The sequence below is a fragment of the Schlesneria sp. genome, assembly GCF_036405755.1.
Classification (GTDB): domain Bacteria; phylum Planctomycetota; class Planctomycetia; order Planctomycetales; family Planctomycetaceae; genus Schlesneria; species Schlesneria sphaerica.
In genome coordinates, this window is record NZ_DASWWZ010000560.1 from 1 (window position 1) to 5179 (window position 5179).

The 5179-nt window shown below is 56.4% G+C and carries 3 protein-coding genes and 1 pseudogene; 2 read left to right on the forward strand and 2 right to left on the reverse strand.

Annotation, left to right across the window (positions count from 1 at the left end; all coding sequences use genetic code 11):
* A pseudogene (locus VGE80_RS18745) lies at window positions 1-2500 on the reverse strand (hypothetical protein); the annotation flags it as partial.
* 421 nt (window positions 2501-2921) lie between these two features.
* On the reverse strand, window positions 2922-3401 hold the full coding sequence (locus tag VGE80_RS18750; RefSeq protein ID WP_373652624.1) for a universal stress protein: 480 nt from the start codon (window positions 3399-3401) through the stop codon (window positions 2922-2924).
* Window positions 3402-3915: 514 nt separating this feature from the next.
* Between VGE80_RS18750 and VGE80_RS18755 the strand changes: the two genes are divergently transcribed.
* Window positions 3916-4881, forward strand: coding sequence for a DUF1559 family PulG-like putative transporter (locus tag VGE80_RS18755; protein ID WP_373652625.1), 966 nt, complete (start codon window positions 3916-3918; stop codon window positions 4879-4881).
* Between the two features lie 101 nt (window positions 4882-4982).
* Window positions 4983-5179: hypothetical protein (locus VGE80_RS18760; protein ID WP_440593722.1), on the forward strand; the 197-nt coding region annotated here is incomplete at its 3' end.

A 5179-nucleotide genomic window follows, 5' to 3' on the forward strand; every position in this document is an offset into this window, starting at 1 on the left:
CCTTCGTTTGCCAGCGCTGATTCCAGTTCAGGCGCACGACCTGCTGCGAGTCGACCAGTTCGCTGTAGGGTGCCGTGACCGTTGACCCGGCCCCCTGACGGACAGCGTAGAACCGTGGATCAAACTGCACAGGCAGTACACCACCGAAGGTATTCGTAACAAATCGCATCCGGAATCGTTCTTGCGCGTTGTCGTCGAATTCGTTCCACTGTGCGATGTTGTTCAGTGCCTGGTTTGAACTGGCAAATCCATACTCAGCCGCCACCAGTGACTTGTGTGCGATTCCATTCAGATTGAAGATGTCACTCTGAATGCCGGGCATAATCCGCTGGAACGAAATACTGCCCCGCAGACCCGCTCGACCATACAGACGACTGACCGAATCGCCGTTGAAGCTATCACCCCAGAACGCAGCTTCACCCAGGACGAATGGTGCCAGCCGCAGGGCTCCCAGACTGAAGGGGAGTTCCAGTTGATGGCGAGTCTGGGCAACAACACCTTGCCCGTTGATCATCCAGGGAAGGGGGGTGGCGACATCGTTCGGATCGGTCGGCGCTGCAGCCAGATTCGAAATTCCGTAGCCTGCCGAAGAGTGGCTGCTGTAGTTCAGCATTTCATTGAGCAGCGGTTCACCCAGGAAGTAAAGGTCTGCCTTAGGTAACCACTGCGTATTGTTTTCATAGTCATTCAACTGCGGACGACCGATGAGTGATCCACCGATATTATCGCTGAACCGCTGCTTAATCAGCAGTTTCGACTCGAGATCCTTCTTTGTATCGAAGTCCCTCTCGCGGAATGATTCGCGGAAGTTTCGGTCAGAGACGTCCGACAGCTCGCCAAAAATTGTGGTCCCGGACGGGGTGAAATCATGCCGGTGTTCCCACTGGAACAGGTAACGATTCTGGGTCGCGGGGATTAGAGCGCGACGATCGAAACCGAGGTTATCCAAGCCACCGTCATTGACGTACAGACCAAACAGAGAACCGGCATACGGGTTGCCGTACGCGTCCGACCCCTGATAGGTCCCCAGCGTCCCAACGCCCGGACCTCGCATGCTGTAGTAGTCTGCCAGCAGGCTCAATTTTGTCTGCGGATTTTCAGGCCGTGGAATACCGAACAGCGAGAACGCATCCCAGGTGGTCTTTACCTGGGTTCCGAACACGCGGTCGACACCAAATGTGACCCCCTGAATAGGAATCGTCGCCGTGATGTCTTCAGCGGGGACGGTCACCTGGGGAGCGGTAAACAGCGGGAACTGATCGACCAGAAACTGTGAATTGAGGGCAGTGACCCAGTAGTAGTCTTCGGGAACAAGTGCTCCGGTCCGAGTATCAACACGCGGAGGTTTGTTTGTGAACAGGCCGTGATCGCGATTCTCGACGAAGATGTCACTGGCCTGCACCCGGTAACCGGGAACGCCGTACTGACTGGTTGTAATCCAGGCATTTTGGGCGTGGTAATTCTTCATCGAGTTCTGACGAATTCGCTCTGCCCGCATCCGGATCGTGCTGTCGAGCTGCGTGATATACGTTTCCAGTTCAGCATCGATGACCAGAGCTCGATTCTCACTCGCGTCGTAGTAGGCGCGGGACGCCCGGATCACGTTACTCAGGTTGCGCACGGTGTCGTGCTGACGGATAACGATGTTTCCTTCCAGATAGACCTGGTACTTCTGTTCGGGTCGCTGAATCTTGTCCGTACTGAAACTGTCAGTCCAGATCACGACTCGATCAGCGGTGAGGTCGACAATTCCAATGTCATATCCGATTTCATCCCCTACACCTTCGATCAGAATATTCACCCCACCTGTGATGCGGGTGATCTGTTCTTCGGGTGTGGTGTCGGTCGACGGGTCACTATCAATATTGAAGGGAGAACTCAGGCTGCGCGGTGAGACGCGAATTCGACGCATCGCACCGGGGTTCTGCAAACTCACCGACTGCCAGGTGGGATCGAAGATTTCAGGAGCGGGTACGGTCAATTGAGTCTGACGCAGACTGCTGCGCGAGGCCCCCGTCTTTCGCTCTACAGCTCGTTTGAACAGCGGGTCATCACGGCCGGGACTGTCGATCCCCCGCCCGCGGACCTTCAACGTGATTCCCCGCTTGGCATCGATGTCGAGCCAGCAGGACTGATCCGTGCGCGAACTATTCGGCTCGTCAATGCGGACGTCCCCTTCCAGGTAGACCGTCAGCCGCTCGATGACTCCCGGCGAATCCTCCGATTCATGAGCCCAGACAACCATGCTGTCAGAGGTGTAGGTTGTTTCACCTTGCTCGATGCGGCACAAGCCACGGAACAGTGCGATCGTACCAAGCTCTTCCCGCCACTCCTGGCTCCACTCAGCCGAAATCCGAATGGGTGAGGTCGGACTTCCAACAAACGTTTCGTCCGACGCACCGCGCATGGGGGCGCGCGTCAGCGTGACTGCAACCGTGAACAACACGATTGACGTCGCTAACAACCAACCGGTCGTGAACTGGTGGTTTTTGCCCGACACGGGCGCTCCCAATCTGAAGTGTTTGACAGAAACGAATCGAATAACGAGTTGGAGTTTTGATCAGCACGAATTTGATCAGCACGAAACAGTGCTGAAATTCGAAGGATTCGGCCCACGAAGGGAGGCGGAGTATAAGTCGGACCTGAAAACCGGTCAATTTGGCTTCGGGCAGACCTGATGGGGGCATTTCCACACGCCACACGCAAACATCAATCGAAACGCAAGCAATTTTGTGGAAACAACTTAGAACAGAGTCATTTCGTGAAAAAGCAGTTAACGAAGGGGCCAGACAGGCCCGTTGCAGCGCTGCCGGCGGCTGAGAATATTGTCGACGCAACAGAGTCGAGAAACGAAAAGCGGAGCTTTATGCCGCTCGCACAAAGCTCCTGCCGTGGAAATGGGGATCACGAAGACAATCGACTTACATCATGCGCGGTGCCAGGACCGGCATATTCCAGGGCCGTTCCATCGGCGGTTCTCCCGGGTCCCTGTCCCGGATACAGAGGACAGGACAACGGGCATCTCGCAGCACCGCTTCCGCCACACTACCGAACAGAAGATGGTGCAGCCCGGTCCGTCCATGAGTCCCCATCACAATCAGGTCGCATTGATGCTCCTGACCGATCCAGCAGATCACCGGGGCAGGGGGGCCGGCATGGAGAACTCGCGACAATTTGTCCCCCAGCGGAGAGCCCACCAGCACGTCATCGAGCTGCTCCTTGATCTTGGGGTCTTCCGGATGTTTCTGCCCTTCTGCCGTCCAGTTCACAGGCGCTTCAAACGCATGGAGCAAGATCAGTTCAGCATCCAGGTCGATCGCCAGATTCTCGGCGTAGCGAACCGCCTTTTCGGAGGACCGCGAAAAATCCGTGGCACACAGGATTCGTTTCACCGATCGCATGGTTGCACCTCTGTCTAGGAAGGAAAAGTCACTGCTATCCTGAATACTCCCCCTGAGTGTACCAATTTTGGCTGCCCAACACCTTTACGAAGCACGTCACCAGCGAGCACTTGTTGCATGGTCACAATGAAATCAGGGGGTTGTGTGCCATGAAATCGGGGACGTGGGAAAACGCAGTGGCTGCTCGTGCTGTGAGGTGCGTCTGCACCGTGCTGTGAGGTGCGTCTGCACCGTGTGATGGGGTAAGGGTCCGCCAGTGGCACACGAACGCCGATTGCGGACAAATCACGATAACGGCCCTCTTCTCGCCGGTCACCACAGGGATCACCCGTTCCCTCGCTGCAGGATTCTGGACTCGCTGACGAATGGGGTTGGGGCGAGCGTCCCAGAACCCAAAGGATTTATTTTGTGTAGAGCAGTCTTGAATTTTCTAAAAATGCACACTATTGTTTTTGAGCACTAGAAATTTCTATAGCCAACGCCACAAAACACATTGGGGAGAATCAGGAGAAGTATGCGTCACAGAAGAGCGTTCACGCTAATTGAACTCCTGGTGGTGATCGCCATCATTGCGGTGCTTATTTCGCTGCTGCTGCCAGCGGTCCAGCAGGCCCGTGAGGCCGCGCGGATGACACAAAGTCGCAATAATCTCAAGCAGATCGGCTTGGCACTTCATAATTACGCCGACTCACATTCGGTGTTCCCGGCAGCTTACCTGGCCGACACCAGCCATCCGCAACGGGACCCCACCACCTACGATGGCCCCAACGGATTCGCGTGGGGCGCGATGATCCTGCCGCAACTCGATCAATCCCCGATGTATTTTCAGCTCAGGACGGATCGCCCCTGCTGGGACCCGGTCCAGGGGAATGTCGTACGCATGAACCTCCCTGTATTTCTGAATCCCTCGGCGACGAATTCCACCGGCCCGTTCGACGTCAAAAATGCAAGCGGTACGGTTCTGGCCACGTTCGGCCGTTCTCACTACGTAGCGAACGCAGGCCAGGAAGAGCCCTGGGGAATTCAGGCCCTTGATTTTGGCTCGATTGCTGACGGTCCCATGTACCGAAACTCCCGAACCCGGCCCGCGGATGTAACCGACGGTTTATCCAATACCGTTTTCATCGGGGAGCACAGCATGGTCAGTGACAAGACCTGGGTGGGAGTGGTGCCCGGCGCGACTGTCTGCACGATTAATCCTTCCCGTTTCCCCATTACAGCCTGCGATCGAGCAGCGACGCTGGTGAATGTCCATTCGGGCCCCTCATCCGCTGAAATCGACCCTGTGACTGGATTCGCCCCGATTCATCCTCCCAACAGTCCACTTTGCCATGTCTGCCAGATGTATTCACCGCACACCGGCGGCGCTCATGTTTTACTGGGGGACGGCAGCGTCCGATTCATCTCCCAGTACATCCATCAGCCCACATGGGCCGCCCTCTCCAGCTGTCGCAAAGGCGAAGTTGTCGGCGATTATTAAGTCGCCGCGACGGCTGCGTGCTGAAGTTGCCTCGCTCGCGTATGACAAAAACGGAGCAGGAACGCACCGCCCATGCAGCCCTCTGCAAACAATCCACTCGAATGACTCAAGACACCATGCGAACTTACTCGATTGATCAGAGCAACCACCAGCGACTGTGGGTTCGGAACGGGGCCATCGGCCTGCTGCTGGTCGCTGGTCTGATCTGGCTGGCCCAATGGTGGCGATATCCCCCCGTTGTCGCGACCGACAACCTCAGATACATCCAGCTCCTGCGAACGGCCATCTCCTCGGAACG

Bases quoted from the DNA above. Each gene is read 5' to 3' on its own strand.
- VGE80_RS18755 (WP_373652625.1), top strand. From the start codon at position 3,916: ATGCGTCACAGAAGAGCGTTCACGCTAATTGAACTCCTGGTGGTGATC.
- VGE80_RS18750 (WP_373652624.1), bottom strand. From the start codon at position 3,401: ATGCGATCGGTGAAACGAATCCTGTGTGCCACGGATTTTTCGCGGTCC.